Origin of the sequence: Cohnella sp. WQ 127256 (assembly GCF_024519285.1) — a bacterium.
Taxonomy (GTDB): Bacteria; Bacillota; Bacilli; order Paenibacillales; family Paenibacillaceae; genus Cohnella.
Genome location: NZ_JAMZCY010000001.1, coordinates 143682 through 167635, shown reverse-complemented (window position 1 = coordinate 167635; position 23954 = coordinate 143682). Strand labels below are relative to the sequence as shown.

The 23954-nt window shown below is 46.3% G+C and carries 24 protein-coding genes and 1 other annotated feature; of the genes, 1 reads left to right on the top strand and 23 read right to left on the bottom strand.

Annotation, left to right across the window (positions count from 1 at the left end):
• Positions 1-5: 5 nt before the first annotated feature.
• The 20 genes from M1K58_RS00735 to M1K58_RS00640 all read right to left on the bottom strand — a co-directional run bounded on the left by M1K58_RS00735 (position 6) and on the right by M1K58_RS00640 (position 19774).
• Positions 6-764, bottom strand: a complete 759-nt coding sequence (locus M1K58_RS00735) for a Spo0B domain-containing protein (RefSeq protein ID WP_256756756.1) — start codon at positions 762-764, stop codon at positions 6-8.
• Positions 765-1022: 258 nt separating this feature from the next.
• A complete protein-coding gene (rpmA, locus tag M1K58_RS00730) occupies positions 1023-1334 on the bottom strand; it encodes a 50S ribosomal protein L27 (protein WP_256756755.1) in 312 nt (103 codons plus the stop codon).
• Between the two features lie 4 nt (positions 1335-1338).
• A complete protein-coding gene (locus tag M1K58_RS00725; RefSeq protein WP_256756754.1) occupies positions 1339-1683 on the bottom strand; it encodes a ribosomal-processing cysteine protease Prp in 345 nt (114 codons plus the stop codon).
• 6 nt (positions 1684-1689) lie between these two features.
• Positions 1690-2001: a 50S ribosomal protein L21 gene (gene rplU, locus M1K58_RS00720; protein WP_256756753.1), complete on the bottom strand. Its 312-nt coding sequence runs from the start codon at positions 1999-2001 to the stop codon at positions 1690-1692.
• A 12-nt stretch (positions 2002-2013) separates the two neighbouring features.
• Positions 2014-2114: a sequence feature (ribosomal protein L21 leader region), on the bottom strand.
• Positions 2115-2191: 77 nt separating this feature from the next.
• A complete protein-coding gene (locus M1K58_RS00715; protein WP_256756752.1) occupies positions 2192-3427 on the bottom strand; it encodes an Rne/Rng family ribonuclease in 1236 nt (411 codons plus the stop codon).
• Between the two features lie 34 nt (positions 3428-3461).
• Positions 3462-4337 carry a M50 family metallopeptidase gene (locus M1K58_RS00710; RefSeq protein ID WP_256756751.1) on the bottom strand — a complete coding sequence of 292 codons (876 nt, stop codon included), beginning with the start codon at positions 4335-4337 and terminating at the stop codon, positions 3462-3464.
• On the bottom strand, positions 4330-5568 hold the full coding sequence (locus M1K58_RS00705) for a peptidoglycan DD-metalloendopeptidase family protein (RefSeq protein WP_256756750.1): 1239 nt from the start codon (positions 5566-5568) through the stop codon (positions 4330-4332). Before M1K58_RS00705 ends, M1K58_RS00710 begins: the two co-directional genes overlap by 8 nt.
• 276 nt (positions 5569-5844) lie before the next feature.
• Complete coding sequence (locus M1K58_RS00700; RefSeq protein ID WP_256756749.1) at positions 5845-6996, bottom strand: FtsW/RodA/SpoVE family cell cycle protein; 1152 nt, start codon at positions 6994-6996, stop codon at positions 5845-5847.
• Between the two features lie 7 nt (positions 6997-7003).
• Positions 7004-7798: a septum site-determining protein MinD gene (gene minD, locus M1K58_RS00695; RefSeq protein ID WP_256756748.1), complete on the bottom strand. Its 795-nt coding sequence runs from the start codon at positions 7796-7798 to the stop codon at positions 7004-7006.
• Positions 7799-7802: 4 nt separating this feature from the next.
• The gene (locus M1K58_RS00690; protein ID WP_256756747.1) at positions 7803-8465 is read right to left on the bottom strand and encodes a septum site-determining protein MinC; all 663 of its coding nucleotides are present in this window, start codon (positions 8463-8465) and stop codon (positions 7803-7805) included.
• A 79-nt stretch (positions 8466-8544) separates the two neighbouring features.
• Complete coding sequence (gene mreD / locus M1K58_RS00685; RefSeq protein ID WP_256758183.1) at positions 8545-9069, bottom strand: rod shape-determining protein MreD; 525 nt, start codon at positions 9067-9069, stop codon at positions 8545-8547.
• Between the two features lie 2 nt (positions 9070-9071).
• A complete protein-coding gene (gene mreC, locus M1K58_RS00680) occupies positions 9072-9944 on the bottom strand; it encodes a rod shape-determining protein MreC (RefSeq protein WP_256756746.1) in 873 nt (290 codons plus the stop codon).
• Positions 9945-9971: 27 nt separating this feature from the next.
• On the bottom strand, positions 9972-11003 hold the full coding sequence (locus M1K58_RS00675; RefSeq protein ID WP_256756745.1) for a rod shape-determining protein: 1032 nt from the start codon (positions 11001-11003) through the stop codon (positions 9972-9974).
• An 84-nt stretch (positions 11004-11087) separates the two neighbouring features.
• Positions 11088-11777 carry a RadC family protein gene (gene radC / locus M1K58_RS00670; protein WP_256756744.1) on the bottom strand — a complete coding sequence of 230 codons (690 nt, stop codon included), beginning with the start codon at positions 11775-11777 and terminating at the stop codon, positions 11088-11090.
• Between the two features lie 52 nt (positions 11778-11829).
• Positions 11830-12441 (bottom strand): Maf family protein, encoded by a 612-nt coding sequence (locus M1K58_RS00665; protein WP_256756743.1) that lies wholly within the window; start codon positions 12439-12441, stop codon positions 11830-11832.
• Between the two features lie 20 nt (positions 12442-12461).
• On the bottom strand, positions 12462-12704 hold the full coding sequence (locus M1K58_RS00660; RefSeq protein ID WP_256756742.1) for a DUF4321 domain-containing protein: 243 nt from the start codon (positions 12702-12704) through the stop codon (positions 12462-12464).
• Between the two features lie 141 nt (positions 12705-12845).
• Positions 12846-14147 carry an SPOR domain-containing protein gene (locus tag M1K58_RS00655; RefSeq protein ID WP_256756741.1) on the bottom strand — a complete coding sequence of 434 codons (1302 nt, stop codon included), beginning with the start codon at positions 14145-14147 and terminating at the stop codon, positions 12846-12848.
• Between the two features lie 164 nt (positions 14148-14311).
• Positions 14312-15730, bottom strand: a complete 1419-nt coding sequence (murC, locus tag M1K58_RS00650; RefSeq protein ID WP_256756740.1) for a UDP-N-acetylmuramate--L-alanine ligase — start codon at positions 15728-15730, stop codon at positions 14312-14314.
• Complete coding sequence (locus M1K58_RS00645; protein WP_256756739.1) at positions 15702-17090, bottom strand: bifunctional folylpolyglutamate synthase/dihydrofolate synthase; 1389 nt, start codon at positions 17088-17090, stop codon at positions 15702-15704. Before M1K58_RS00645 ends, murC begins: the two co-directional genes overlap by 29 nt.
• Positions 17091-17107: 17 nt before the next feature.
• A complete protein-coding gene (locus M1K58_RS00640) occupies positions 17108-19774 on the bottom strand; it encodes a valine--tRNA ligase (protein WP_256756738.1) in 2667 nt (888 codons plus the stop codon).
• Between the two features lie 116 nt (positions 19775-19890).
• Between M1K58_RS00640 and M1K58_RS00635 the strand changes: the two genes are divergently transcribed.
• Positions 19891-20094: a hypothetical protein gene (locus M1K58_RS00635; protein WP_256756737.1), complete on the top strand. Its 204-nt coding sequence runs from the start codon at positions 19891-19893 to the stop codon at positions 20092-20094.
• A gap of 98 nt (positions 20095-20192) precedes the next feature.
• Here the strand turns inward: M1K58_RS00635 and M1K58_RS29585 are convergent, their stop codons facing one another.
• The 3 genes from M1K58_RS29585 to hemB form a co-directional block, all read right to left on the bottom strand.
• Positions 20193-21416 carry a LysM peptidoglycan-binding domain-containing protein gene (locus M1K58_RS29585; protein ID WP_256756736.1) on the bottom strand — a complete coding sequence of 408 codons (1224 nt, stop codon included), beginning with the start codon at positions 21414-21416 and terminating at the stop codon, positions 20193-20195.
• A gap of 161 nt (positions 21417-21577) precedes the next feature.
• The gene (hemL, locus tag M1K58_RS00625; protein WP_256756735.1) at positions 21578-22879 is read right to left on the bottom strand and encodes a glutamate-1-semialdehyde 2,1-aminomutase; all 1302 of its coding nucleotides are present in this window, start codon (positions 22877-22879) and stop codon (positions 21578-21580) included.
• A gap of 80 nt (positions 22880-22959) precedes the next feature.
• Positions 22960-23952 (bottom strand): porphobilinogen synthase, encoded by a 993-nt coding sequence (gene hemB, locus M1K58_RS00620; protein ID WP_256756734.1) that lies wholly within the window; start codon positions 23950-23952, stop codon positions 22960-22962.
• Between the last annotated feature and the right edge of the window lie 2 nt (positions 23953-23954).

The window sequence follows — 23954 nt, the reverse complement described above, 5'->3', positions numbered from 1 at the left end:
CTCCGTTATGCCGGCAGAGGGAAATGGATAACCATTGTCCGCGCTTGTGGCGATTTCTCTGCTTGCTCTTCTCCCTGATCTAATTGCCCTATACCTTCCAAACACTTCTCTAACTCCACAATTACGCCTTCCGCCGCAGCCAGTTCACCCTCATAGATCATTTCGATCTTAAAAGTATTCTCTAGATAAGAAAATAACAATCTCAGAACATTTTCACCGTCCAGTGGACTCACCGCTCGGAAACGAATGACATTCACTAACCCGATAATCGTCTTTGACAGGTCCTCCGCTGCATAAGAGAGACGGTCTAAATAAAGTCCGTCCTGAATTTCCACTTCCAAGCGCAATGTATCGCATACTGTACGAAAGGACAACAGGAATGCAGCTAGCTCAGGTATTCCGATCTGCGATATCCTGCTTTCTTGTTCCATCCGTTCTCTTATTCTATCCACTACAGCCACTGCTTTATCGGGCTTGTTAAGCCTTAAGTATCCATACAAAATTTGCAGCTCATTCATCCAATCGTGCCGATGGTGGCTTAAAGTCCGTATGGTCGATAATTGAGCACGTGTAAGTAGTCGATCGCAATGCTCCCGGTGTTTACGCCTTTCCAGCAGTCCCATTAAAGAGCCGACAGCGAATGTCCAAAGGACAAATGTGATTAACGACCACCAAGAATGATGCCAGATAAAAATAGCCGCAGTAGGTAGGGAAAGCGATAATAAAGCTGCAAGTCCCCACAGTGTTATTCCCCTCAACATCATGTGACTTCCCCGTTTCGTTAATCCTTTCCTTCCAATACCCGGAAACACTGTCTGCATGTCTATAGTATAACATGGAGAGATCAGCTTAACCATGAAAGGCCGATATCGTTCATCAAGCAAAAACGCCTACGGCGTCTTTCGACGTCGAGGTAGCTTTGCGGAGATTATACAGAAAGTGTAATGTGTAGCTGATACATTCTGTATAACTCATACAAAAACCCTGACCAACTTGCATTGGCCAGGGTTCTAGATGCCGTATTAAACTTCTAGAGTAGCAGCTACAGGAGCTTGCTCTACAGAATAGACGCTAACTTTCTTGCGATCGCGTCCCCAACGTTCGAATTTAACAACGCCTTGCACTAAAGCAAAGAGTGTATCGTCTTTGCCGATGCCAACGTTTGTTCCCGGATGGATCTTAGTGCCGCGTTGGCGGTACAAGATACTACCAGCTGTTACAACTTGACCGTCAGCTCTCTTAGCGCCAAGACGCTTAGAGTGGCTATCCCGTCCGTTCCTCGTCGATCCAACCCCTTTTTTCGAGGCGAATAACTGAAGATTTAACTTCAACATGGTGTCAACCTCCTTTTCCTACAAAGGTTTCATTTATAATCACGTGCTTGCCGTAAGATTCCACAATGGATTCGAGAGCAACGATCATTCCCTCCAGCAAAAGCTGGACCTGATCGTTCCGCAGGTGATCCGTGCTGTACGGAATTTCCGCCTTGAGCAAACCGGATTTCGAAGTCGCACGAGGCACAAGGCCCGTCAATTTCTCAATTGCGTTAATTGCTCCTATGGTTACAGCCGATACACCGGCACAGACAATGTCCTTGCCAGGATCGTCGTAAAAAGCATGTCCCGATACATTAAAACGTATAATAGCCTTCTCAACGTTGCGCACGATCGTTATCGTAATCATCTTAGCTTACGCCTTAATGTTCTCGATCGTCACTTTCGTGTACGGTTGACGATGGCCTTGCTTGCGCTTGTAGTTTTTCTTAGCTTTGTACTTGAAGACGATAATTTTCTCGCCTTTTACGTGTTGCTCGACTTTGCCTGTTACCGAAGCTCCTGTCAAAAGTGGAGATCCTGTAGTCAAGCCGTCTTTGCTGGATACAGCTAACACGCGGTCAAACGTGATGCTTTCGCCTACGTTAGCGGAAAGCTTCTCGATGAAAATAACATCGCCTGCTTGTACTTTGTACTGTTTACCGCCTGTTTCAATAATCGCGTACATCTGGTGCACCTCCTCATGTCTAAGACTCGCCTCGGAGGGTGTCGGACTACTTACTCTAATGAGCAATGCAGTGCCGAACTTGTCAACCCGGTGGAGTGCGGTTGTAGCCTGCAAATCTTCAGATTGCACGCACTATGGGATTATATCATATCAAGATATTATTATCAATATTTAATTAAAGGACATTTGTTTAGCGGATATATATTTTGCCTCTTCCCTTGCAAGAAGCACAGGTTTCGTAGAAAAAATTCATTGCATTCTCGCGAGCTTTCTTACGAGTGATTTCCATCAAGCCTAGCCGAGTCCATCCGACCACCTGACATTTCGTACGATCTCGCTTGATTCGTATCTCTAATTGCTGAGCGATTTGATGGCGATGCACTTCGGTTTCCATATCGATAAAATCAATAATGATGATTCCTCCAACATCTCGCAACCGAAGCAACCGAGCAACCTCTTCCGCGGCTTCCTTATTTGTCTGGAATACCGTCTCTTCCAAGTCGATAGAACCGGTGTATTTCCCCGTATTCACATCAATGACTGTCAAAGCCTCGGTCTGCTCCCAGACAAGATATCCACCACTAGGCAACCAAATTTTAGGCTGAAAAGCTTTGTCGAGCTGATCCTTGATCCCGAACTTATCAAATAAGGACTTCGATTCATGATAGAACTGAACTTTACTCTCCAGAGCAGGAGCTGTTTGCCGTAAATAGGCTTTAGCTGCCTGAAAGCTAACCTCATCGTCGATAATCAATTGCTCAGTATCGGGAGTAATTACGTCTCGAACCATTCGCTCGACAAGCCCAGAATCTCGATGAAGCTCTGATGGAGCGTCTGCTCGCTCGCTTAGACTGGTAATGTTCTGCCAAGCACGACGTAAGGAATTAAGATCCCCTTCAAGCGACTCGCGACTAACACCCTCTGCATTCGTACGGAGAATAATACCCTCTCCATCGGATCGCATTGTATCCGCCAAGCTCTTCAGCCGGCTACGCTCCGATTCTAATTCAATCTTCTTCGATATGCCGATGTAATCCGCATTAGGCATATATACGAGCCATCTCCCCGGAATGGAAAAGTGGGTCGTCACTCGAGCCCCTTTGCTTCCTAGTGGCTCTTTCATGATCTGAACGAGCAGCTCATCCCCGGGCTTTAACAGCTCAGAAATGGCCGGCTTTTCTTTAGGTTGCTTGTCTAAGTGAGGGTGTAGCGCATCATCTACGTAAAGAAAGGCATTCTTAGATAATCCGATATCGACAAAGGCGGCTTGCATCCCTGGAAGGACATTCACGACACGTCCCTTGTAGAGGTTGCCGATTAGCGATGTTCCTTCCATCCGTTCCACACTGAACTCCGTTAGCTTTCCGTCTTCCAACAGTGCCGATTGGGTAACATTTTGCGAACAATGGATAAACAGCTGCTTCATGCAAACCTCCCGCGACTCTGCTATTTTCTCCATTTTACATGAAAAACTTCAAATCCGCATTCTCTGATGGCAAACGACCGAGAAATCCGTCGATTATCGTCTTTTCCGGGACAACGTTTGCGATTTTTCCTCGTTTCATCACATAGACCAAATGATACTGCTCTTTCATAAATAGCTTAAGAATTTGAGCTAGTGGTCGGTTTTCCGCAATGACGATCGGCTGAGATAGCTTGCCCCGATCTATGTGCTTCTCCGCTCTTTCACTCCGATGAACAAGAAATCGCAAGAAAACAAAAGGGACGTTACGAAAATAAGTCCAATTGGAAGCACATAAGAATAGACCTACTGTGAGGAGATTAAGTTGCAGAAGACCACCATTCCAGAGTGGATATATTGATGCAAGGATGATTAGCGCGCTGAAAGCTAAGCTTATTTTTGCACTCCACATCAATGTTCGGTGATAAGGAGCTTGAAGGCTGATCCAAGCCTGAAGAATACGACCTCCATCTAGCGGCAGAATGGGCAATAAATTGAAGAGGCCGATCAGCACGTTGGCACGCACAAAACTGTCCACCCATACATGATCAACCCAACCAAGATGACCTAATAGTAACGCAATTCCAGCCAGTAGGGCATTCTGAGCTGGACCCGCCATCGCTACCCACACTTCTTCCTTAGCAGGCAATGTTCCCGCTTCCTCAACCTCAACAACTCCCCCAAAAGGGAGCAGCTTTATTTCCTTTACCGTCCAGCCGAAGTGTAACGCCGCTAATAGATGCCCAAGCTCGTGCCACAAGACAATAACAAACAATGTTGCAATCTCGGTAAACCTACCTGTTGCAATCGAGGCAATCATAACGAGCACGAACAAAGGATGTAGACGCAATGCGATTCCATGCCATTTAATCAAGGGTAATCACTTCCGCAGGATTTAACATCTCCCCATTTTGTTGGACAGCAAAATATAAAACTCCTTGGCTATTCCCGTCCCCAGAGTTACTGACCTGTCCGAGTTGTTGTCCCGTTTGTACCCAATCGTTTGCTTTTACCTTAGCTATGTCCAAGCTTCCATAGATGGTTTGGATTTGATTTTCATGCTGCAAAATAATCGTCACACCGCCATCTGGATCTTGTGTAACTTGTTGCACCCTCCCTGTGTAGATCGCATAAACTTGGCTGCCGCCGGAAGCTGCTATTTTAACGCCAGTGCCGTTCTGAGCGAATGTTTGCACGAGTTTCCCCTTGATCGGGATCGCGGTTTCAGACGGATTTAATAACGCGGATACTTCCTTCGTGTCCGGTTCATTATTGGAAAAGGATAAAAAAGAAGGGACTCCCCCGAAATTTTCGCTGTACCATGCTTCAACCGCTTGGAAGTTCATATCTTGAGTTACTGAGGATACCATCCAATTACGCCCCTCTATGCTACCTGGCATTTCAAGCTTAAACCAACCCCAAATCCCGATAAAAGCCAGTGAAGCAACGACAAGACGTAACGTAAAACCACGGATTAGCTTTTTAAGATTAAAGCCTCCTGGAGGGTTATCTACTCTAGAGCCAGAAGAAGGCGGGATACCTGGGATACCTTTAAGTCCTTGCCACCCCGGTGCTTGTCCTGTTTTCAATTGTTTTTCTCGTTCTTTCCACCATTGCTCGGGGTCTGGGTTAGGATTACTCGTTATGTCGGTAGAAGTGATGGCTGGATACGCGTCAGGGGGTGGTGGCATATTTGATTGGGAACTAAGTGATGGTCGTATTTCTGAGTCAGAGCGGGGTGCTGGTGGAGCAATTAAGTTGGAACGAGATGATGATGGCGTATTTGAGTCTGATCGAGGTACTGATTGCATATTTGAGTCTGATCGAGGTGCTAGTGGCGTATTTAAGTCATAGCGAGTTGCTGATTGCATATTTGAGTCATAGTGGGGAGCTGGTGATCTACTAGGAGTCGAATTTGACGACGCATTAATTGTAGGTATAGTGCTGGCAGAATCCGCCCATACATTCTCCTCAGCAGCGCTATTCGACTTACTAGAATCCTTTAAGGAATTGTCCGAAATTTTCGCTCTCTCTATTTCATGCAATCCGATAAGCTGCTCAATCCGCTCCCGTCTTCGTTCCCGAACATTATCCCGTATTTGCATCGAAATCCCCCCTTGTCCCCATTCTATTATTACTTTATGGCGGACAAGCGGCGATTAGACCTTCGTAGCTACTGGGAGAGGAGATGCACTTATTAGGTTAGCAGGGAGCTTGCGGTGTTGTGGCTGGAGTTCGATGGCATCTAACTGCATGCACGGGGGTGAGGTTAGTCTCAAAATTGAAACAAAAACAAAAAAAACAGCGTATCAGGAATGCACCCCGTTCCGCTGCTTGACTACCATAAATTTATTCTTCATCCAATGAATGTCGAATCATGACTAGCTCTCCATCGTGTACTTCTCTTGATGTGCCCGAATACTGAAAATGAAACCAATCGATATCATATTGAGCAGCAGGGAAGTTCCTCCATAGCTGATAAAAGGAAGTGTGATTCCCGTAATGGGCATGATCCCAATCATCATTCCGACGTTCTGAAAGATCTGAAACACCATCATCGTTGCGATCCCAATGATGATAAATGACCCTCGAAGATCGTAACATTGATAAGCGATCAAGATCATTCTGTAGATAAAGAGGAAATACAGTAAGAGTAAGACAGCCGCTCCCTGAAACCCGAATTCCTCACCAACAACAACGAAGATAGAATCGGAATAGGTGTAAGGGATAAAGTTACGTTTCTTGGACTCCCCTTGTAAATAGCCATCCCCAGCGAGACCACCCGAGCCTATGGCTATCTGGGCATACTTCGACTGACGAACTGCATCATCGGAAGCTTCACTCGGATGAATGTACGTATTGATCCGCTCGTACCAATGTCCTAACTCATGTTTCCCTAAATAGGTTTGAATCTCTGTATTGTAGGTGTTGAATAGAGTAACGAACAGCAAGAGACCGCCCACGACAACAGTCAAACCAATCGTCACATATGAATAGCGAACGTTGCCGATCCATAGCATTCCAAGCACGATGAAAATGTAGATCATCGCGTTCCCTAAATCCGGCTGCATCATAACAAGCACGAACGGCACAAAAGAAACAGCCGCCACGGCCATGACGTCCGTACGCATCCGGAGCGAATCCCCTTGTCGTCTTCCCATTATTGCGGCAACCGCAATGATGAGAAAAAGCTTCATGACTTCCGCGGGTTGAAATGAAAATGAACCCAACTCAAACCAGCTCTGGGCACCATTCTTCTTCTCAACTAATACAAAGATGAGTACAAGCATAATAATGCCGATTCCATACCAAATGTACCAAGTCTTCAGGATTAGCCGGTAATCCACTAACGTCATAAAGAGGATTACGACAAACCCAACCGCATAATAGATAATTGTCTGCTTATCCATATTCTGATAAGCAGGTAATGGATTATTAATCGTCGCACTTTTTACTAGAAGGGTGCTTATCCCCATAAACAATAGGAGAATGACGAGCATCATCCAGTCCATTTTCTTCAATCGGTTTAGCAAGCTCCGATCATCCCATTCCCAAGAACTTCTTTACTTTACGAAACATACCGGACTTCTCGTCCATCTGCGACAAGGGAACCGTTTCTCCTAATATACGCCTTGCGATATTACGATAAGCAATAGCAGCACGCGAATCCACGTTCATCACTGTGGGTTCTCCTGAGTTCGCAGCTTTGATTACATATTCATCATCAGGGATAATTCCAATCAAATCAATAGCTAGAACCTGGCAAATATCATCAATTTCCAGCATATCTCCGCTTTTCATCATATTCGGACGAATACGATTAATAACGAGCTTAGGTGACGGGAAGTTACTTTTTTCAAGTAATCCGATAACCCGATCTGCATCGCGAACTGCAGCATTCTCCGGGGTCGTGACCACGATAGCTTGAGACGCACCCGCAATCGCATTACGAAAACCTTGCTCGATGCCAGCTGGACAATCAATAATAATATAATCGAAATCCGGCTTTAAGCTTTCTATGATCTGGCGTACCTGTTCTGGAGAAATATCATTCTTGTCTTTCGTCTGTGCAGCCGGAAGCATGTACAGCTCATCGAAGCGCTTATCTTTGATTAACGCTTGATTTACTCGACAACGTCCTTCGGCTACGTCGATAAGATCGTAAATAATCCGATTCTCAAGTCCCATGACCACATCGAGATTACGTAAGCCGATATCGGTATCCACCATACATACCTTTTTCCCAAAAATCGCTAAAGCCGTACCCAAATTGGCTGAGGTTGTCGTTTTACCGACTCCTCCCTTACCTGAGGTGACAACGATCGCTTCTCCCACGATTCTACACTCCTTTGAACTGCATGACTTCCTTGCGTTGACGGTTTAAGCTCGTCATTTTGTCAATCGCCATTGTGCCTTCACGTAAAAATGCATACTCCATCCAAGGCTCTGCGGAAGTCCATTCATCTGGTGGTCTGCTAATGATGTCCGCTATTCGTAACTGAGTTGGTTTCATCAGAGAAGCGGCGATAATCGCATTAACATCGCCTTCCACCCCTGCATGCACAGACCCTCTTAGCGCACCTAGCACATACACATCCCCACTACATTTGATCGTGCCACCCGGATTCACATCCCCAAGCAATAGCAGATGGCCATCAAATTCCATCGTTTGTCCAGATCTAATAATTCCGGTCATTGTATGTAAAGTAGGTGCTATCTTAAGGGTAGGATCCACTGTCGGAGGATCACTTTCAATGGACTGGATCAGCAGATTACCTTGTCTACGAAGAATAGAACGTATCCGTTCCTTATCCTCTTCTTCCAATTGCCTCGCACCAAGTTTAATAAAGATATGCACAATAGGTCCAGTGAATTGTTGGACATGCTTATCTAATTTCGCATTCAATTCATCTAAGAGAGTGACAAATTCACATTGATCGTCTAGCAGAAATACGAGGCCTTCTTTAATTCCTTTGATTGTAATGTACGATTTGCCGGTCACGTTGTCCGCTCCTCCCCACGGTAATTGAAATTCGGCTTCATGAAGCCGAATTCCTGCCTGTCAGGTTAAACGGTTCATCTTATTCCGGGTTTTCTTCTCCCGAAGCTAGAGAAGGTTTAACTAAGAAGCGGCGTACTGGAACATACATAAGGAGTGCTATCAACAGTTGAAGCAAGGCAGTTGGAGCCACTTGCCAATAGAAAACATAAGTGTACTGTAAATCTGTAATGAGGAACAGCTTATAAATAAAATAAATGATCGAATCTAGCAATAAACCGCTAATTATAACCGTACCTATAAAAAATCCAATCGTGGTGCTTTTGCGTTCGGATGCTAAACCTGCCAAGTAACCGATCAATCCCATTCCGAATCCATAGGGTCCGATCAAATGACCGTAAGACAATAAGTCCTGGAGAAGCCCAAAACCTAAACCGAACAGAAATGCGGGATGACGGCCCGCAAACGTAGCAACAAACAACGTCACAATAAAGCATAAGTGCGGAAGCAATCTTTCACTCCAAGCGGAAGGAATAATCCAAGGAACAACAGCATTCTCAATAACAAGAAGCACCAATGCGCATAGGATCACCCAGTTGATTCGCATATTCACGGCTCATCCACCTCGGAGGGAACGACTACAACGAAAACTTCTCTCAGATGATTAAACTTAGCAGCAGGTTCAATAATCGCCGTATAAGTCAAACCAAAGTCACCAACCTGACTACTTTTTACCGTACCAATAATGATCCCTTTAGGAAACAAGCTTCCCAGCCCTGAAGTAATGACCTTATCGCCCTCAACAGGCTTGTCACGTTCATCGATTTTGGTCATTTGTAGCGCACCGGATTCATCATCGTATTCTATTATTCCGAAAGAATCGGGTTTACTTAAGAATGTAGCGGATACAGGGGTTCCCCTGGATGAATTAGGATCCAAGTTCGTGATTAACGTAACTGTGGAAGTGAAGTTCTTGACCTTACTTACTAATCCAACCAATCCATCAACCGTCCTGACAGCCATCTCAGGCTTAATCCCATCCCGTGAACCTAGGTTAATTGTGATGGTTTTCTCATAAGGGTTGGACGTACTTCCCTCAACCTGCGCGATCAAGTAACGATAATTGTCCGAGTTCTTCTGTTGCTCCGTAAAATTTAAATCCTCTTGTAACCGTTTGTTTTCTGCTTCTAGCAAGTTAAATTTAATTTGATCCTGAGTATATTGAGCAACGGTTTGACGTAGCTGCTCATTTTCCTTATACACATCGGAAAGCCGGCCGATGTCGCGGAAAAAATCCGCGACCGCTCCGACCGGCCGGTACAAAACTCCTTGCACAGTTCCAAAGGCATCATTAATGAATTTCTCTGGCCAAGTCAAGCGAGTCCGACCTAATGTAATTCCCATGAGGACGATAAATAATATCAACCCAATCATAAGAATAAACAACCGCTTGTTGCGCATTAATCGAAAAATCTGACCCACCTGCTCTCCCGTCCAAAAATAATAAAACTAGCGGCCGAGCCGAGAAGTTCCGCCTTTGGACTTGAAGAGATGGATGTTCTCGAGTGCTCTTCCTGTACCGATTGCCACACAATCGAGTGGGTTCTCAGCAACCAAAACAGGCATTCCTGTCTCACGCGCCAGCATCTTGTCCAGATTGCGGAGTAGGGCTCCCCCGCCCGTCAATACGATACCGCGATCCATAATATCTGCAGAAAGCTCCGGAGGGCATTTCTCTAGGGTCACTTTAACGGCATCGATAATCGAATTAACGGTATCTGACAACGCTTCAGTGATTTCATCGGAAGTGATAGCCAGCGTCTTAGGTAAGCCTGACACAAGATCACGTCCACGAATCTCTGTGGACTCAACTTTATCAAGTGGCATAGCTGAACCAATTTCCATCTTCAGCTGCTCAGAGGTTCTTTCGCCGATCATCAGATTATACAGACGCTTGATGTACGCAATAATTGCATCATCCATCTCGTCACCGGCTACGCGAATTGATTTGCTTGTTACGATACCACCTAGAGAGATTACTGCAACTTCTGTAGTTCCGCCTCCGATATCAACGACCATACTCCCCATCGGTTCCCATACCGGTAAATCTGCACCGATAGCTGCAGCGAATGGCTCTTCAATAATATAAGCTTCTCTTGCGCCTGCTTGTTTAGTTGCATCCTCTACCGCACGCTTCTCAACGGCTGTAATACCGGAAGGAACACAAACCATGACATCAGGATGGCGGGGAAATAAGGATCTAGGCTTTTGAGCACTACGAATAAAATATTTAATCATCGTCGCTGTTGTTTCGAAATCCGCGATGACTCCATCTTTCATAGGTCGAATGGCGACAATATTTCCTGGGGTACGACCGATCATCTTTTTCGCATCTGAACCGACCGCTACGATTTTTTTTGTATCAGTACGCAGAGCAACCACTGATGGCTCCCTGACAACGATCCCTCTACCCTTAACATATACCAACGTGTTTGCTGTTCCGAGATCGATACCTAGATCTCGCGTAAATCCTCCAACCATTCTGCTACCTCCTGCTATAACCGCGACTTCTATGTTGACACCGTTGAAGGTTCACCAGTCGTCGGGACAATCCTTATTATTATATTACAAACAGCCCATTTCCTTCAAACTGATAAAGCGATTGTCACCTATTACCAAATGGTCCAGTAGCTCAATTCCGATCAATTGTCCGGCTTCCCCTAATCGCTTCGTAAGCTGAATATCTTCAGCGCTAGGTGTAGGATCACCACTAGGGTGATTATGCGCACATAGAATCGAGGCACTACTTCTTCTAATTGCCGCTTTAAATACTTCTCTCGGATGTACGATTGAAGCATTCAAGCTGCCTATGGACAACGTCTGACGTCCTATAACTTGATTTTTGGTATTGAGAAATAAGCATACAAAATGCTCTTCTTTATGGTGCCTTAGCTCTTCCATCAGTAAGTCAGCTGCATCTTGTGGACATGTGATCTTAATCATTTCCGGCAATCTAGAGCGTGCAACTCTGCGACCAAGTTCAATTGAGGCTTGAAGCTGGAGCGCCTTCGCAGGACCTATCCCGTGAATTCTCGTTAGGTCCTCCCATTTATTGTCCGCCAAGCTACGAAGACCCCCACATTCGTTAAGAATGCGTTGAGCTAAGTGTATAGCAGATTCTTTAGATGAGCCCGTGCGCAGTAAGATGGCTAGTAATTCTGCATGACTTAGAGCTTCTGCTCCGTATTGCTGCATACGTTCCCGTGGGCGCTCTCCGGATGGAATGTCGCGTAAACGAAAGGATCGTTGCTCCATAACGTTAACCTACCTTCGACAGCCGCGTCGGCCGCGGGAATGGCTTCAAGGTTCAGGGCACCACAATATCGAATTGCTCCAATTGAACAGCTAGGAGCGACACGGGCAATCCAACGACGTTGAAATAACAGCCTTCGATGGATTCAACTAGCAATGAGCCGATCTCTTGAATGCCATATGCACCCGCTTTATCCATCGGCTCACCGGTAGCGACATAGCGAGAAATCTGTTGTTCTGAACATTTTCTCATTTTAACCTTTGTCACACGATGAGAAGTGATCATCTTCGAATCGGATACCCGGACGCAAGTTACTCCCGTATATACTTCATGAGTCTCACCTGATAGCAGACTCAGCATCCTAATAGCATCTTCTTCATCTCTAGGTTTACCCATCACATCGCCCTTCAACACAACAATAGTATCGCTGCCCACGATAATAGACGATTCATCCGATGGATTTGTTAATTTCTCTTTAACAGCTAGAGCTTTCCGTAATGAAAGTCCCTCTACAATCTGGGCTGGAGACCAGTCATCCGGCGTATCTTCATCCACTTGGCTAGGTAAAATATCAACAGGTAACCCAAGCAAAGAAATTAATTGTTGTCTACGTGGTGATGCAGAAGCGAGAATAAGCTTCGGACTACTGTTAGAAGCGAATATCATACTGCAATTCTTCCTTCCTCTTACAATTTACGGTACAACCATATCGCAACAATAGCCCCAATAACGCTCAACAGGCTAAAGTTAACGCTTAAATCCAAGCTATATTGGATCACGGATAAATCTGCTGCTGGTGACCAACTTACTTGAATTGAACGAGTTAAAAAGGTGAGTCCAGGAACCTCCTTAAGCCAAACGGCCACGAGTGCACCTGCTAGTAGTCCTAAGAAAATGAACAAAAGAAGTATCCATCCGTTTTTCTTCATAAATCCCCGTCTCCCACCATTTTTTGACACCCGTCTATCCATTATACGTTCCCTAGACAAGTCACACAATGTATAAAACAAAGACAGCCCCAACGATGCAGGCTGTCCCGTTCTAAAGTCCTGATGTAACCATTTTCCAGATCAATCCGTTATAATTAATCTCATATGACGATCAGCAAGTAAAGCTGCCATTACCGACGATTGTACACTCCACAAGTGGAACCGCGATGGTTTCCGATTATATTCCGTCATAGAATTCATTGCAGAGTCTAATGCTTTAACAATTGTTTTCCCATCTTCGATCGCTTTACTGTCCAATTTATCAACTGATGGGACGGATTCCAACCATTGCTGATGAGCTTCCTGTAGTGCGACTATATCCGTAGCTTCCATTTTCTGAGGTGATTCATCCTGTAAAGCGTATCCTGAATACTGAACCAGCTTCCGACTCAAGCTTGCGCTTGCATTCATAAACTGAACTCCCTCACGTGAGAGCACCTTAGAAGAGACCTGCAACGGTTCGCCTCCAAGTGGCTTAATGTACACCGTCGTATTAGGCATCTGCGCAGCAAGCAGCTCCGCTTCATCCTTAGTTCGAGCCATCCCTGCATACACGTGATAACCGTCGCTCGTCTCCGAAGCGGATGACAAGCCTTTACCCTGTAGCTCCTTAACAGCTGTTAGCATACTCTCCTCACTCTGAAATACACCATATTGAAGCATGTAATAAACATCTGCTGCAACCTGTAAAGTAGAAGCACTTGCGGCTTCTTCAACCTTGCCCTCGAGGGGAGCCGTATCCGAGGGGACTGATCCTTCAGATGATGCAGATTTGTCTGTTGTAGAATGAGTAGATTTCCCGGCAGAAGCTTGAACCGATAATGGGGTACCTAGCTCTGTTTTACCAGGAAACAAAGGCTCACCTGTAAATAGACTTAATACCATATAGCCGAATAATGCTCCTGTAGCGACCGCTCCGGTTACCGAAAGAAATACCCTCCCCCAGGAAGGTCCCTTCTCTTGTATCGTCTGTGCGCGATTATACCATCCTGAGCTGCGCTGCCCTTCCTGATCCTCATCCACTAAATCCTCGTTCCACTTCTCTTCGGTCAAATGATCATCCGCGATGTCCTTCCAAGTAGCCTCAGACAATCGTAATATTCGCTTTTCTACTACCGGAGGAGTAGGCTGAACAAACTTAACCGTTTCAGCAACGGCATGGGGCACTTTCGTCGCTTCAGATTGACGTATTATTTCCTCTAAGGCATGTATATCATCTTGATAGGGGCTATTCCATGTCTTAAAATCTTGCAAGTTCTCAATCTTTACCTGCTCTTCGAGAAACTCCTGATTAGAATCGATAGGTAGCTCGATCGGTAGCTTTACTAGTTTCGGCTTGACGGCAGGCTCGAAACGAATGGTCATTCTAGCTTTGGATTGCATGTTACGTCTCCCCTTGTCCTCAATCTAGTAATTAGAATATGAGAGAGGAGAGAGAAATATGATCGTGAAAATGGGACTGTCTCACAAGGTCCTAATTGAACCTGCAAGACAATCCCATCCTAAATATGTAGAGATCACTTGGACCTCGTACATATCCTACTCACTTATTCGCGTTCACGCAGGATACGTGACAAATCAACCGCCGTCTTCCAAATGTCGCCTGCACCCATTGTTAACACCAAGTCTCCAGGTGCAACTCGTTCCGCCAATAGATCGCGAACCTCTTCCTTGGTAGGAACGTAGGTTACGTTGGCGTTACTATTCTGGGAAATCAACTCAACTAGCTTACGCGAGTTGACTCCTTCAATTTTTTGTTCACCTGCTGGGGAATAGATGTCCGTAATAATGACCTCATCCGCATCAGCGAACGCCCGACTGAAGGCATCTAATAAGAAAAACGTCCGTGTATAGCGCTGTGGTTGGAATACAGCGATAATTCGTTTACCAGTCGCTTTGGCCGCTTGAATCGTCGCTTGAATTTCGGTCGGATGATGAGCATAGTCATCAATGACTAGCATGTCCTTCACTTCTCCAAGCACTTGAAACCGGCGTTTAGCTCCTCGAAATTCGCGAATAGCTTCCGCGATCGACTCAAAGGAGGCACCTGCTTCAAGACACACGACAAGCGTAGCAAGAGCGTTGTACACGTTATGTCTACCTGGGACCGATAAAGTTATCGTACCAAGAACGTCATCATGATGATGAACGGTGAACGTAGCACAACGATCTCCAAGCTGGATATCGGTAGCTCTATAATCTAGCCCGCTGAATTCAATCCCATAAGTAATGATTCGGCGATCCTTTACTTGAGGAAGCAGCTCTTGAACATTCTCATCATCCCCGCAAACAACAGCACAGCCATCCGGCTTTACATTGCGCAGAAATGAAACATAAGCTTCTTTAAGCTTATTGAAATCCCCATCGTAATTTTCCAGATGATCGGCTTCAATGTTCAATACGACACCCATTGCAGATTCATACTGCAAGAATGATCCATCGCTTTCGTCGGCTTCAGCCACGACAAATTGGCTTTTACCCGCTTTCGCGTTCGTACCGACGTTTACGATTTCCCCACCGATGATATACGTCGGATCAAGTCCGCAGTTTTCCATCACGAGTGCAATCATGGAGGATGTCGTTGTTTTACCATGCGCCCCAGCTACCGCAATGCCTGTACGGGCATTCAGTAAACGAGCTAACATCTGTGCCCGATGGATAATCGGAATGTTTAACACTTCAGCTTCCTGACGTTCAACATTATCTCTTGATAAAGCCGTAGAATACACAACAAGATCAGCTCCCCGAACATGCTCCGGTTCATGACCAATATAAATTTGTGCTCCTTTGGCAGCCAGTTTGTCAGTTAATTCCTGTCGTACGACATCGGAACCGGATACTTGATACCCCATCTCCAGCATAACCCGGGCGATGGCGCTCATTCCATATCCTCCGATACCGATAAAATGAACATGCTCAGCGGTCCGCAACAACGCTTCACCAGCCTTTTTCAGATTTCGTTCCATGGAGCAGCCACGAACGGACGTCGGCAATCAAATATAGAGTGCCAGTAATCACGTTTAATGTATTCTCGCCTTTGGAGGACGATGATGAAGCCTCTAGCAGACGCTCCAAGGCACTTCGCCAATCAGGCTCCACGATAACGTGCCGCGGCCCTCCGAGCTCCGTACGCAACCCTTCAGCGACGGTGGCTAGGTCAGCAGCGTTCATTTTTTTATGGAAATCAGGTTCTGTGATTACAAGTGTATCCACCATGGGTAGTATATGCCGCAAGGAATGCTCATGATTCTTATTCGGCATCATCGCGATCATTACATTTAATTGATCAAACTTGTAAATATCGCGAAGCGCATGACTTAGAGCTTCCATGCCTTCCGGATTATGAGCTCCATCAATCAATATCCTTGGATGCTGTGACACCATTTCCAGCCTACCTGGCCACGACGTATTCCTCAGTCCAACAGCTAGATCTTCATCGTCCACGATTAAAGCGTAATATTGCCGAAGCACTTCTATGGTCATAACTGCAGTAGCTGCATTCGTGATTTGATGAGCCCCGTTCATGGTTACCGTTAAAGATTGTAAAGCACGGAACGGTCCTTGAAAAGAAAACTTTTGCTCATTTTCAGCAACTTCTAGCGGCAGATAAGAGAACTTATCTCCAAGGAGGTATAAAGTCGACTTTCGTGCTTGTGCCGTTTCCCGTGCAATCTCGATTGCTTCAGGCTGCGATAGGGCAGAAACGACTGGAACGCCCGCCTTAATGATCCCCGCCTTTTCCCTCGTAATATCAACAAGAGTTGGACCGAGCACGTCCATATGGTCGTGACCAACATTCGTTATGACACTAACGATTGGGGTTACGATGTTCGTGACATCTAATCGCCCGCCAAGCCCCGTTTCCCATACGACGAAATCCGGGAAAGCGACCGTTCCATAATAGAGAAGCGCTAAAGCCGTAGTCACCTCGAACATTGTCGGGGATCCCCATTCGCCTCGCGCCATCTCCTCAGCGGCTGGCTTCAATTTGTTAACGAGCCGGACTAGCACTTCATCCTCTATATCTTGCCCATTATATTGGAGTCTATTGGCATACGAAGTAAGATATGGGGAAGTAAATGTCCCCACATCATATCCGCATTGACTGAGCACGCTCGTTAAATAGGCACATACTGAGCCTTTGCCATTCGTTCCTGCCACGTGGATAAATTTTAATCTCCGTTGTGGGTGATTAAAGATTTCCATTAGCTGATTAATTCGGTCTAAGCCCGGACGTATTCCAAAGGAGGTCAGGCCCGTAATCCAGGCCATCGCTTCTTCGGCTGTTTGAAAGGACGTCGTAGAGGAGGTAATATCTGTATTCATGCTATCATCCTCTCCCATCACCCTTGAAGCTCTGCAATTCTTGCGATAACTTTATCCCGTCTATCCCGATAGTCCTGCCCTTTAATCCGCTCCTGCTCAACAACTTGGGCTGGTGCTTTGGCAATGTAACCTTCATTGGATAGCTTCTTCTCTACACGTTCCACTTCAACATTCAAATTGTCGACCTCTTTGGTCAAACGAGCAATCTCCTGCCCGATATCGATCAAGCCGGCCAGCGGGAAAAACAGCTCTGCTCCCGACATAATCGCCGTCATCGCTTTATCCGGTGCCGTTAATGCACGATCAAGTGTATACGAAGACGTGTTACAGAAACGTTGAATATAGATTTCATTACGCAAGAAAATCCCCTCTTCTGCTTCACCGGTTGGTTTCAGAAGCAGCTCAATCTTCTTACCTGGGGACACGTTCACTTCTGCACGTACGTTACGTACCGCACGGATAGCTTCCATGAGAAGCTCCATTTCCTTAAGCGAATTTGCTGCTTCGAAGTCGGCGCGATACTCTGGCCAAGCAGCCAATGTAATCGTCTCGCCCGGCTCGTGCGGCAAATGCTGCCAAATCTCTTCAGATAGAAATGGCATGAATGGATGCAACAAGCGAAGCGTGCGGTCCAGCACATAAGCTAGAACGGATTGTGTGCTCTTCTTAGCCGTAGCATCCTCACCGTATAGCGTAAGCTTCGAGAACTCAATATACCAATCACACAGATCATCCCAGATGAAGTTGTACAGCAGGCGTCCGGTTTCCCCGAACTCATAGCTGTCCATCAGTCGTGTAATATCGCGTGCGGTATCATTGAACCTGTGGAGAATCCAACGATCAGCCGTTGACAATTCGCCGCTCAGGTCGATTTGTTCGTAAGTGAAGCCTTCGAGGTTCATCAGTGCAAACCGAGAAGCGTTCCAAATCTTGTTGGCAAAGTTACGGGTTTGCTCGACTTTCTCTAAACGGAAGCGCAAATCCTGACCTGGTGTGCTGCTGGTGGAAATCATGTAACGCATCGCATCTGCACCATATTGCTCGATGACGTCAAGAGGATCAACCCCATTGCCTAACGACTTGGACATTTTCCGACCTTCCGCATCACGAACTAGACCGTGGATGAGAACATCCTTAAACGGAATTTGTTCCGTAAATTCGAGCGCGGTGAAGATCATCCGGGCAACCCAGAAGTAAATAATGTCGTAGCCAGTAACAAGCACGCCAGTTGGGTAGTAGTTTTTCAGATCCTCGCTGTCCTCAGGCCATCCCAACGTGGAGAATGGCCACAGCGCAGAGCTAAACCACGTATCAAGCACATCATTGTCCTGCTTCCAAGGAGAACCCGGTTGATCCGCGCCCTCAGGAGCTTCTGTGCCAACGTATATTTCACCCGTCGTTTCATGATGCCATGCTGGAATCCGATGACCCCACCAAAGCTGACGGGAAATACACCAATCGCGTACATTCTCGATCCATTGTAAATATATTTTTTCGAAACGATCCGGAACAAAATTAACGCCTTGGCCCGATTTCTGCGAATCAATTGCCTTCGCTGCTAACGGCTTCATATTTACGAACCATTGCGTGGACAAATAAGGCTCGACGACAGCACCGGAACGCTCGCTATGGCCAACTTGGTGAACATGATCTTCAATTTGGATGCATATCCCTTGCTCCTGCATATCCTTAACGATGGCTTTGCGGCAATCTGAGCGATCCATGCCTTGATAAGGACCGGCATGCTCATTCATACGACCGCCTTCATCCATAACCGTAATTTGCGGAAGCTCGTGCCTTGCACCTACTTCGAAGTCGTTAGGATCATGAGCAGGAGTAATCTTAACCGCACCGCTTCCGAATTCCTTGTCGACGTAGTCGTCGCCAATGATTGGAATTTCCCGATTTACAATTGGGAGCATAATCATTTGACCAACAAGATGCTTATAACGCTCATCTTCTGGATGAACAGCAACAGCAGTATCACCGAGCATCGTCTCTGGACGAGTCGTCGCAACTGTAATATACCCGCTTCCGTCAGCTAACGGATAACGTAAATGGTACAGGTGTCCGTTTACTTCCTTATATTCAACTTCAATATCCGAGAGTGCAGTCCTTGCTGCAGGATCCCAGTTAATGATTCTCTTGCCACGGTAGATCAGGCCCTTGTCATACAAGCGCACGAACACTTCACGTACTGCCTTAGACATCCCATCGTCTAAAGTAAAGCGTTCGCGAGAGTAATCTAGACTGAGGCCCATTTTCGCCCATTGCTCACGAATCGTGTTTGCGTAATGATCCTTCCATTCCCACACCTTTTCCAGAAAAGCTTCGCGTCCGAGATCGTAGCGGCTTTTGCCTTCTTCGCGGAGCTTCTGCTCCACCTTAGTTTGGGTAGCTATTCCGGCATGATCTGTACCCGGTAGCCATAGCGCATCAAAGCCTTGCATCCGCTTGAAACGAATGAGAATATCCTGCAGCGTAAAATCAAGGGCATGTCCAATATGCAGCATCCCCGTAACATTAGGCGGCGGAATCACTATCGTGTATTTGGGAGCATCTGGACGACGTCCTGCTTGGAAGTATCCATTGCTCAACCAATATTCGTACCATTTGCGTTCTGCACTTGTTGGATCGTAAACTGTCGGCATTTCGACATTAAGGCGTTCTTGAGATTCGGACATCAGTGATACAACCTCCATAAGACATCTAGTCGGCAATTCAAATTGTGGGGTTCTCCTCACAAAGTAACGAAAAAACACAAAAACCTCCCGTCGCAAAGGACGAAAGGTTAACTTCCGTGGTACCACCTTCGTTCCGTACGGGCATTATTCACCGTAACGGCACTCACTGCAAAGTAACGGTTGCTACCGTCCTGTTCTCATTGTTCGCCCTAAAAGGAACGACATTCGAACAGAAAACTCCAGGGCGACTTGTAGCCATTCTATATCCTGTGGAACCTCTCAGCGCTGGCTTAGCAGCGGTTCCGCTCTCTGATGGATAAACGAACTACTCTTCCCTATCCTTGTTATTGATATTTATTTTACCCTCCACCTGTATGAGAGTCAATATAGTCAATAACAAACGAGTTAGCCTGACGAATTAAGGAATATATAGCACTTGGCCTTCAGATAAGTATGGTTCGTGCATTCGATTGAATAACTGTAACTCCCTCGGCTGGACATTGTATCGGTTGGCGATCAAATCGAGTGTTTCCTCCCGTTGGACAATGCACATTTTTACTTTACGAAACGACTGTTCCTGCTTCCCATTGTTCAAGAATAGACGAGTCCACTCTAACTCATCACCAGAGCTGTGTGATTCATTGTTTTGTACTTCTTCTGCTTTGGCTGCCTCTTGGATGCGGAGCTCCGCTTCCCTTTTCGCACCCTTATCTCCCAATTGTGATAGAAGCCCTACTCCGAATTGTTGGGGCTGTGTCGCAATCGACTCCAGCGGTTTACCGCCCAATGCCACTCTCACATCTGGTTTTTCTTCGACTTCCGGAATAATTGGAGCTAGCTCAGTTTCCAGCTGGAGAACGGGATCGAGGTTCATTTCTGCCTCGACATTCCGTTCTTTGGAAACATCTCCCCACTGGGTAGAATCAAATTCAGTTGCTTCCCTCTGTAATGGTAATTGGGAGTGCGTTTGTGCGAATACAGCTCCCTCTTTCCGTGACTCCTCCAAATTCTGAAACATGGATAACCAGTTGCTTTCCTTGGATGCTTCTGTGGTTAGCGCATCCGTCTCTGCTTGGAGGTTCCAATCATCATCTCTTTCCTGCTCGATAAATTGCGCACCTATTGTCTTTTCATAGTCGCTAGTCGTTAACAAATCCACTTCTTCTTCAAGCTCATTATCTTCGAGCTGCAAGTATCTCTGTTGTTGCTCCTCAGCTTCCGTTTGCGCTTGATGTACAACGGTGAAGCTGTCATCTCGCCATATTGGACTTTGTTCCGCTTGGATTTGTAATCCTCGCAGTGCCAATACACCCGTTACATTTAGTGAGCGGGTAGTGAGCAAATCGACATCGAAGTTATCGATTTCCACAGCCAACTCATCAACGCTTTGTATTCGGTTGAGCGGTAATGAAATCTCCACCGGAATCCAGTGCTCCAGCTGGTTCACTTCTGCTCTGTCCTGCGACCGATATATTCCCGACAACAACAGATGACCTCTTAGTAATACCTGATCATCCTGAGGCAACGCCTGCATGTGAGGCACCAATTCGATTTCTTCCAGCTCATCAATAGCAGCAACATCGTCAGGCAGATGCACACGTTCGTAAATATCAAAACGCAATCCATTCAACTGATCCGTCACGACGAAATCCTCCTTTCAGCATAAGCGCCCGACTGTATCGATCGGGGCCATTACGATTCCCTAATTATCTATATGCCAGGTATAGTTAGGCATGACTGAAAAAGCAAACAACCCCTTAGCTTTTTGCCAAGGAGTTGTTCTGGAAATCGAATATCACTATGTTATATTTTCGCGAGAGCCGTTCTATGTGCTTCGATTGTTTGATCGATGTCGTCTTCTGTATGGGCGATGGACATGAACCATCCTTCATATGGCGATGGTGCTATGTTCACGCCGTTGTCTAATAATCCGCTAAATACAGAGCGGAAACGATCCATATCTGCAGTCTTGGCGACATCATAATTTATGACTTGTTTGTCCGTGAAGAATGGACAAATCATGGAGCCCACCCGGTTAATAACCATTGGAATGCCTAGCTTCTGTGCATTAGCTTCTAGGCCAACTTGAAGGCGAAGAGACATACGCTCCAACTGCTCATAAGCTTCCTTAGTCATCAGCTTCAGCGTTGTGTAGCCCGCTGCCATCGCAAGCGGATTACCGGACAGCGTGCCCGCTTGATAGATCGGTCCGACAGGAGCCATCTGCTCCATAATTTCTCTTTTTCCACCATACGCGCCAACGGGAAGACCCCCGCCGATGACTTTGCCCATACAGGTCAAGTCCGGCGTAACGCAATATAAACCCTGCGCACAATGATAATTCACTCTGAACCCGGTCATAACTTCATCAAAAATAAGCAAGCTACCATACTTCGTCGTAAGCTCCCGCAAGCCCTGTAGAAATCCTGGAAGTGGCGGTACGACGCCCATATTCCCTGCAATCGGCTCAACGATAATCGCCGCGATATCCTCGCCATAATGCTCGAACATCAGCTTAACAGATTCAAGATCGTTATAAGGTACCGTTAGAGTATGGGCAGCTACGCTCTCAGGAATTCCTGGGCTATCCGGCAGTCCAAGTGTGGCCACACCAGAACCCGCTTTAATCAGCAAGCTGTCTGCATGTCCGTGATAGGACCCCTCAAATTTGAGAATTTTGCTCCGCTTCGTATATCCGCGAGCTAATCTTAATGCACTCATCGTCGCTTCCGTGCCGGAATTGACCATGCGAACAATGTCAACGGAAGGGACACGTTCACATACAAGCTCAGCCATCAAAGTTTCGAGCTCGGTCGGTGCTCCGAAGCTTGTCCCCTTTTCCGCGGTCCGTTTAATCGCTTCAACCACTTCAGGATGAGCATGTCCTGCGATCAAGGGGCCCCAAGATAGCACATAATCAATATACGTTTGACCATCGATATCCGTAATTCGGCTACCTTCGCCACGTTCGATAACGAGTGGGGTTTGCCCGACCGATTTAAATGCACGTACTGGACTATTTACTCCACCCGGAATGACAAGTTTCGCACGTTCAAATGCCGCTTTAGAACGGGCGTCTACGCGTGTTCGTTGATTATCGCTCATATTCGTCACATCCTAATCTCAGATTTGAAAAGTATATCTTTATATCTATTTGATATCCTGCCGAAGGACCGCAATTACCCTTAGCGATTCTCTTGTAGCCAACGTGCAGCATCCTTCGCATGATACGTAATAATCAAATCCGCACCCGCACGTTTCATGCCGATTAACGTTTCCAGCACGATCGCTTTCTCATCAATCCAGCCTTGCTGTGCAGCGGCTTTAACCATTGAGTACTCCGCACTAACGTTATAGATAACGATAGGCAAGGAGTAACGGTCTCTCAGCATTCTGACAATGTCTAGGTAAGCTAGCCCAGGCTTCACCATAAGGAAGTCCGCTCCCTCTTCCACGTCAGTCTGAGCCTCCCTTAACGCTTCGCGAGCGTTAGCAGGATCCATTTGATACGTCTTGCGATCCCCGAATTGAGGAGAAGAATGTGCAGCCTCTCGGAAAGGTCCATAATAAGCAGATGAGAATTTAACGGAATAAGACATAATCGGTGTATTCGTAAACCCTGCTTCATCTAAACCTTGGCGAATTGCGGTTACAAACCCATCCATCATATTGGAAGGGGCAATAATATCCGCACCCGCCCTAGCTTGGGATACAGCTGCTTTCGTAAGCAGCACAAGCGATTCATCATTATCGATATCCGCACCGCATTCTGTCGTATGGACAACGCCACAATGACCGTGATCGGTAAACTGACATAAGCAGGTATCCGCAACCACAACGAGCTCTGGATACATGGCTTTGATTTTCCGAATGGCTCTTTGCACAATTCCATTGTCATCATAAGCTGACGTTCCTGTTGCGTCCTTATGATTGGGAACTCCAAATACGAGAACCGACTGAATGCCGAGATCCACGATTTCTGCTAGCTCCTGTTCCAATGTATCCAATGACCAATGGAAAACACCTGGCATAGAAGAAATCTCGTCTTTAACTCCTTCGCCCTCCGTCACGAAAATGGGAGCAATGAAGTCATTAACCTCAATGCTCGTTTCCCTAACAAGGTTACGCAAAGCTGCTGAATTTCTAAGTCTACGATGTCTGACTAACGGATAAGCCATAA

What these genes read in the sequence shown, in the direction of transcription:
- M1K58_RS00735 (WP_256756756.1), bottom strand. Translation starts at nt 764, where the DNA reads ATGATGTTGAGGGGAATAACACTGTGGGGACTTGCAGCTTTATTATCG.
- rpmA (WP_256756755.1), bottom strand. Translation starts at nt 1,334, where the DNA reads ATGTTGAAGTTAAATCTTCAGTTATTCGCCTCGAAAAAAGGGGTTGGA.
- M1K58_RS00725 (WP_256756754.1), bottom strand. Translation starts at nt 1,683, where the DNA reads ATGATTACGATAACGATCGTGCGCAACGTTGAGAAGGCTATTATACGT.
- rplU (WP_256756753.1), bottom strand. Translation starts at nt 2,001, where the DNA reads ATGTACGCGATTATTGAAACAGGCGGTAAACAGTACAAAGTACAAGCA.
- M1K58_RS00715 (WP_256756752.1), bottom strand. Translation starts at nt 3,427, where the DNA reads ATGAAGCAGCTGTTTATCCATTGTTCGCAAAATGTTACCCAATCGGCA.
- M1K58_RS00705 (WP_256756750.1), bottom strand. Translation starts at nt 5,568, where the DNA reads ATGCAAATACGGGATAATGTTCGGGAACGAAGACGGGAGCGGATTGAG.
- mreD (WP_256758183.1), bottom strand. Translation starts at nt 9,069, where the DNA reads ATGCGAATCAACTGGGTGATCCTATGCGCATTGGTGCTTCTTGTTATT.
- M1K58_RS00675 (WP_256756745.1), bottom strand. Translation starts at nt 11,003, where the DNA reads ATGGTTGGAGGATTTACGCGAGATCTAGGTATCGATCTCGGAACAGCA.
- radC (WP_256756744.1), bottom strand. Translation starts at nt 11,777, where the DNA reads ATGGAGCAACGATCCTTTCGTTTACGCGACATTCCATCCGGAGAGCGC.
- M1K58_RS00665 (WP_256756743.1), bottom strand. Translation starts at nt 12,441, where the DNA reads ATGATATTCGCTTCTAACAGTAGTCCGAAGCTTATTCTCGCTTCTGCA.
- M1K58_RS00660 (WP_256756742.1), bottom strand. Translation starts at nt 12,704, where the DNA reads ATGAAGAAAAACGGATGGATACTTCTTTTGTTCATTTTCTTAGGACTA.
- M1K58_RS00655 (WP_256756741.1), bottom strand. Translation starts at nt 14,147, where the DNA reads ATGCAATCCAAAGCTAGAATGACCATTCGTTTCGAGCCTGCCGTCAAG.
- murC (WP_256756740.1), bottom strand. Translation starts at nt 15,730, where the DNA reads ATGGAACGAAATCTGAAAAAGGCTGGTGAAGCGTTGTTGCGGACCGCT.
- M1K58_RS00645 (WP_256756739.1), bottom strand. Translation starts at nt 17,090, where the DNA reads ATGAATACAGATATTACCTCCTCTACGACGTCCTTTCAAACAGCCGAA.
- M1K58_RS00640 (WP_256756738.1), bottom strand. Translation starts at nt 19,774, where the DNA reads ATGTCCGAATCTCAAGAACGCCTTAATGTCGAAATGCCGACAGTTTAC.
- hemL (WP_256756735.1), bottom strand. Translation starts at nt 22,879, where the DNA reads ATGAGCGATAATCAACGAACACGCGTAGACGCCCGTTCTAAAGCGGCA.
- hemB (WP_256756734.1), bottom strand. Translation starts at nt 23,952, where the DNA reads ATGGCTTATCCGTTAGTCAGACATCGTAGACTTAGAAATTCAGCAGCT.